The organism is Caulobacter sp. 17J65-9 (genome assembly GCF_010975005.1).
Taxonomy (GTDB): Bacteria; Pseudomonadota; Alphaproteobacteria; order Caulobacterales; family Caulobacteraceae; genus 17J80-11.
In genome coordinates, this window is record NZ_JAAIVC010000210.1 from 1 (window position 1) to 5,276 (window position 5,276).

Below are 5,276 nucleotides of genomic sequence, written 5' to 3' on the forward strand. Positions count from 1 at the left end.
CGCCGGCGGCGTCGCCCAAGCGCGCCGCCTATGACCCGAAGGCCGCCGCCGGCCTGCTGGCCGCCCTGGGCGGCGCCGGCAACGTGCGGGCGGTGTCGACCTGCTCCAGCCGCCTGCGGGTGGAGGTGGCCGAGGCCGGCCGGGTGGACGAGGCGGCGGTGCGGGCCCTGGGCGTGCGCGGCGTGGTCAAGCCCGCCCCGCACAGCGTGCACGTGGTTCTGGGCCCCTCGGCGGAAGCCGCGGCCGAAGCCCTGCGCGGCCTGCTGCAGCCCGCCTGATGACCTCCGCGGCGCGCCCGGCTGAGCGGCTGGTCTCGCTGGACGCGACCCGCGGCCTGACGATCATCGGCATGATCGTCGTCAACGCCGCGGCCTATCTGCACTATGTCGCCAAGGACCCGGTCTATCCGCTTCTGATGCACGCCGAGTGGATCGGCTTCACCCTGGCCGACTGGGTCTTCCCGGCCTTCGTCGTGCTGATGGGCGTGTCGATCGGCATCGCGCCGGCGCAAGGCCCGGGGCGGGTGGCGGCGCGCACGCTGCGCCTGGTCCTGATCGGCCTGGTGCTGTCGAACCTCTACTGGATGATCGACATGCAGGCGAACGCCTTCAGGCCGTTCGGCGTGCTGCAGCGGCTGGGCCTGGCCTACGCCGCCGCGGCCCTGCTGTACCGCGGGCTGAGGCCGCGCACGCGCCTGTGGCTGGCCGGGCTCGCCTTGCTGCTCTACTGGCCGCTGCTGCTGGTCCCCACGCCCGACGGCCTGGCCGACCTGCATGTCGCCGGCGCCAATCTCGAAGGCTGGATCGACCGGGCGGTGCTGGGCGTGCACGTCTATGAGAAGGGCCCGCTGGGTTTCGATCCCGAGGGGATCCTCAGCACCCTGCCGACCATCGCCCAGTGCCTGCTGGGCGTGGCCGCGGGCGAGCGGCTACGGTCTGCACGTCCGCTGATCGCCGCGCGCGACCTGACCGCGGCCGGCGTCGCGCTGGTGGTCGGCGGCATGGTCTGGGCCCCGTTCTTCCCGCTGATCAAGGGCGTGTGGACGTCCAGCTACGTGCTGCTGTCGACCGGCCTGACCTTCGTCGTGCTGGGCGCGGCGGTGGTGGTCTGCGACCTGTGGCGGCTGCGCGGGCCGCTGACCGGCTTCCTGACCGCGTTTGGGGCCAACGCCGTGTTCGCCTACGTCCTGCACTATCTGGCCACCGTCGTGCTGGGCTGGGACGTCGCCGCGGTGCTGTTCCGGGCGGGCGAGCCCTGGCTGCAACCGCAGGCCGCCGCCCTCATCCCGGTCGCGGCTTTCCTGGCCCTGTGCTGGTGGCCGCTCAGCCACATGCAGCGGCGCGGCTGGATCGTGAAGGCTTGATACGAAAAGGGCCGGCGCGCCCTTCGACACGCCGGCCCCTTTCAGGTCTCTGCGATCCGTCAGACCACGAAGAAGTCCGACCAGGTCACGGTCGAGTTCGGGGTCACCTCCGCGAACTTCACGGCTTGGACCGAGCCCGTGCCGTCGGCGTCGAACCACAGCGATCCGGTGGCCTTGTCGTAGATCACCCGGTCGGTGGCGTCGTGCGCCGCCGTGCCGGCCCAGAACGCCGACGAGGCTAGCCCGCCGCCGTGCAGGCCGGTGAACACCGCGTCGTCCAGGCGGATGGTGTCGTCCACCGACGAGAAGTCGGTGATCTTGTCGACCGCCCCGGCGAAGGCCGCGTCGAACACGAAGGTGTCGCGCCCGGCGCCGCCGCTCAAGGAGTCGGCGCCGGCGCCGCCGTAGATCCAGTCGTTTCCGTCGCCGCCCAGGATGGTGTCGTTCCCGGCGTCCCCGTAGAGGAAGTCGCCGCCCGCGCCGCCGTCCAGGTGGTCGTTCCCGGCCTTGCCGCCCAGGGTGTCGTTGCCGCCCAGACCCTTCATGACGTCGTTCCCGGCGGTCCCGGACAGCGTGTTCGCCGTCTCGGTGCCGGTGATGGTCGTCGGGGTCGGGGTGGGCGTCGGCGTGGGAGTAGGCGTCGGAGTCGGAGTCGGAGTCGGCGTGGGTGTCGGCGTCGACGCGCCGGCGGTCGGGTCGATCCAGTCCGCCTTCACGTTGTCGGTCCCGATCGTCACCTGCTTGGTGAAGGCATCGAAGCCGCCGCCCGAGAAGGTCACCGAGTAGGTCCCGGCCCCCAGCTCCATGTCATAGCCGCCGGCGGTCTCGGTGACGGCGCTCTTCACCACGCCGGTGGAGACGTTCTTGGCCGTGACGGTCATCCCCGCCAGGCCCTCGCCGACGTCGTAGAAGTGGTCGCCGTCCTTGTCGTCGAAGGCGACGCCGGTCAGGAACGGGTTGGTCGAGGTCTTGGCGAAGTCCTGGGTCACGAAGGCGGTGTCGCGCCCGCCGTAGTCGCCGGTCTCGAAGCCGATGCCGACCTCGCGGTAGGTCGGGTTCATCAGGTTGGTGTAGTGGCCCGGCGAGTTGACCAGGTTGGTGTGCAGCAGCTGCACCTCGTCCTGCAGGCCGGCCGGCGCGCGGGTAGTGGCGTAGGCGATGTTCTCGGCCCAGCCCCAGGAGCCGGAGAAGTTATAGCCGGCCGAGGTCATGCGGGCGCCGGCGTCGGACCCGTTCGCGCCGGTGTGGGAGAAGGTGTCGGTCGAGATCATCCACTGGCTGTGGGTCTCGGCGGCTTCGTTCAGGTCGCCGTCGAACGCCAGGGGTTGGGCGCCCTTCTTGGCGCGTTCGGCGTTGACGAGTTCGAGCATGAATTGCTCGTAGGCGGTGGCTTGAGACAAGGAAAACGTCCCCTCTGTTAGTCCGGTCTACTTCGCGTCACCCTGTCGCAAATCTATGATTTTGCTTCAGAATTACGCGCACCGGCAGTGGGCCGTCCGACTGTGTCTCAGATGTGGCCAGATCCGGGCTCAACCCCGGATCGCGCCGTGGCATGCGGCCGCAGCGGCTGAGCTCAGCTCAGGACCGGTCTGCGCAAGGGCGTCTGCGGCGCAGCCATCCCCGGCTGAGGCTCGATCACCACCGTCTGCCGCAACCAGCGGGTGATCCAGCCGCGCGAGCGGTCGCCGGCGCAGGCGCTCTCGCCGCGATAGCGCAGCCGGCTCAGCCCCGCCTCCTCGAGCCGCATCAGCGCCTCGTCGAACCGATCGGCCAGGCGGCCGCTGCGCGCGCCGCGTTCGCCGATGTGGACCGGCAACTCGCCGATGGCGGCCAGCACGGCGCGGACCTGTCGCGCCTTGCGGGCCTCGGCGTCCTCCTGCAGCGACAGCCACACCGCCAGCTTCTTGGCCAGCACGTCGGCGCCGCGGTTGGAGCGGTGATCGAAGCGCAACGGACCGGCCGGCGGGCGGCGGGGGCTCACGGCGCCAGGGCCGGGGCGAAGGAAATCGGCGAGGGTGCGGACCTCGGTCGCGCCTTCGACCTGCAGGCGCAGGCGGCGCAGCCGGTCGAGCTCGGCGTCGACCTGGGCGCGGAAGGCGCGGCGTTCGTCGCCGCAGCGAGCGTAGGCCTTGGCCTGCAGCACCGCCTCGGCGTCGACCCGGGCCGCCAGATCGACGGCCAGCAGGGCGTCGAGCGTGAGCGCGCTGAACTCTTCCACGTCCGCCCAGGCCGCCGCGGCGTCCGGCGCCGAGGTCGAGACCGCGATGCGCCCGTGCGGGCCGCGATGTTCGAAGGCCACCCGGCCGCCGGTCTCGCGCCAGCCGCGCTGAAGCACTCGGGCGTGCGGCCCGCCGGCCATCAGGGCCGCGGCCGCGGCCGCGAAGGCCGCGCGATCGAAGAAGGCGCCCGCGGACTTCGGCGCCGTGGCGGGAGCCTCGGCGACCATGTCCATCGCGAACGCAGACGTGGGTAAGCGCGAAGACGCGAACGGGGCACTGTCCATCTCGAACCCCCTATCCCGCACACGGTCTCCTCAACGTCACGGCCAAGCTTTCGTTCCGCGAAAGCTGAATTTTCGCGCAACGCTCTCCGCAACGCGGATTCTAAATCTCGCGGCGCGGGCGGGCAGAAAGCAACGTTTCTTCAGCAATACTTAACCTTGGCGCCCCGGCACGCGGCGCCGGAAGCGTCGCCGTCCCGAAAATCCCGGATGTGGACCGTGCCACGGTCGAGCTGTCAGCCGCGAGGCCGACCGTGACAGGCGTGCCTGTCGGACTGGGGGGGCGGCTTCGCTGGTCTCCGTACTTTTCAATCCTGGAGGAGGTTCGCATGCTTCTGAAAGCTTACGTGAAGGCTACGGCCGTGGCGGCCGACGCGAAGGCCTATCTGCAGCGTCTGCGCGACGACGAGAGCGGCGCCAGCATGGTCGAGTATTCGCTGCTCATCGGCCTGATCACCGTGGCCGCGGTGCTGATGATCAGCGCGGTCGGCGGCAAGGTCTCGACCGCTTGGACCAACCTCAACACCAACTTCACCGTGGCCAGCTGATCGGCTGATCCGGTTCGCGGCGGACGGCCCTCGCGGCCGTCCGCCTGCGCTCGATCTCACGGACTTCGAGGGGGGGACGGCTCATGCGGGCTATTGGACTGGGACTGTTGGCGGTGGCCCTCGTGCTGGGGCTCGCGGCTGTTTGGGGCGTGCGGACGATTACGGCGGCCAAATCGGCGCCGGCGACGCAACTGGACCAGACGGTCGTCGTGGTCGCGTCTCGCCCGATCGAGTTCGGCGAAACCCTGAAGCCGGAACTGCTGCGCGCCCAGGCCTGGCCGGCCGGCGCGCAACCCGACGGCGCCTTCAAGACGGTCGGGGAACTGACCACCGGCTCGCCGCGCGTGGCGCTGCGGCCCATCGCGGCCAACGAGCCGATCCTGGCTTCGCGCATTTCCGGACCCGGCGCCCGGGCGACCCTGTCGGGCGCCATCGACGCCGGCAAGCGCGCGGTGACCATCCGCGTGGACGACGTGGTCGGCGTGGCCGGCTTTGTCCTGCCGGGCGACTTCGTCGACGTGCTGGTCACCCGCACGGAAGGCGACCGGGGCGAGCGGACCAACATGCGCACCGACGTCCTGCTCGAGGGCGTGCGGGTGCTGGCGGTCGACCAGCTCGCCAATGAGAACAAGAACGATCCGGTCGTGGCCAAGGCCGCGACCATCGAAGTGGCGCCCGAGCAGGCCCAGCGCCTGGCGCTCGCGGCGGAGGTCGGGACCTTGTCGCTGTCGCTGCGCGGCACCGCCGACGCCATGGCGACCTCGCCGTCCGAAGCGGTGCGCACCGTGCGGGTGGGCGACCTGCGGCTGGGCGCGGCCGCCGCGCCGGAGCCGGTCAAGGTCGTGCGGGTGCAGCAGCCGCGCCA

At 71.1% G+C, this 5,276-nt stretch carries 6 protein-coding genes; 4 read left to right on the top strand and 2 right to left on the bottom strand.

The window, feature by feature from the left end; genetic code table 11:
- The coding region (locus G3573_RS19665) for a PTS transporter subunit EIIB (RefSeq protein ID WP_163263373.1) at nt 1-278 on the top strand (278 nt) is incomplete at its 5' end.
- Nucleotides 278-1,363 (top strand): heparan-alpha-glucosaminide N-acetyltransferase domain-containing protein, encoded by a 1,086-nt coding sequence (locus G3573_RS19670; RefSeq protein ID WP_163263374.1) that lies wholly within the window; start codon nt 278-280, stop codon nt 1,361-1,363. The genes G3573_RS19665 and G3573_RS19670, both read left to right, overlap by 1 nt.
- Before the next feature lie 59 nt (nt 1,364-1,422).
- Here G3573_RS19670 and G3573_RS19675 read toward each other — a convergent pair whose 3' ends face one another.
- A complete protein-coding gene (locus G3573_RS19675; RefSeq protein ID WP_163263375.1) occupies nt 1,423-2,763 on the bottom strand; it encodes a CAP domain-containing protein in 1,341 nt (446 codons plus the stop codon).
- Nucleotides 2,764-2,936: 173 nt separating this feature from the next.
- The gene (locus tag G3573_RS19680) at nt 2,937-3,815 is read right to left on the bottom strand and encodes a hypothetical protein (RefSeq protein ID WP_163263376.1); all 879 of its coding nucleotides are present in this window, start codon (nt 3,813-3,815) and stop codon (nt 2,937-2,939) included.
- Between the two features lie 377 nt (nt 3,816-4,192).
- Between G3573_RS19680 and G3573_RS19685 the strand changes: the two genes are divergently transcribed.
- Nucleotides 4,193-4,411 (top strand): Flp family type IVb pilin, encoded by a 219-nt coding sequence (locus tag G3573_RS19685; protein WP_163263377.1) that lies wholly within the window; start codon nt 4,193-4,195, stop codon nt 4,409-4,411.
- A gap of 83 nt (nt 4,412-4,494) precedes the next feature.
- On the top strand, nt 4,495-5,276 hold a 782-nt coding region (gene cpaB / locus G3573_RS19690), incomplete at its 3' end, for a Flp pilus assembly protein CpaB (protein WP_163263378.1).

What these genes read in the sequence shown, in the direction of transcription:
- G3573_RS19680 (WP_163263376.1), bottom strand. Translation starts at nt 3,815, where the DNA reads ATGGACATGGTCGCCGAGGCTCCCGCCACGGCGCCGAAGTCCGCGGGC.
- G3573_RS19685 (WP_163263377.1), top strand. Translation starts at nt 4,193, where the DNA reads ATGCTTCTGAAAGCTTACGTGAAGGCTACGGCCGTGGCGGCCGACGCG.
- G3573_RS19670 (WP_163263374.1), top strand. Translation starts at nt 278, where the DNA reads ATGACCTCCGCGGCGCGCCCGGCTGAGCGGCTGGTCTCGCTGGACGCG.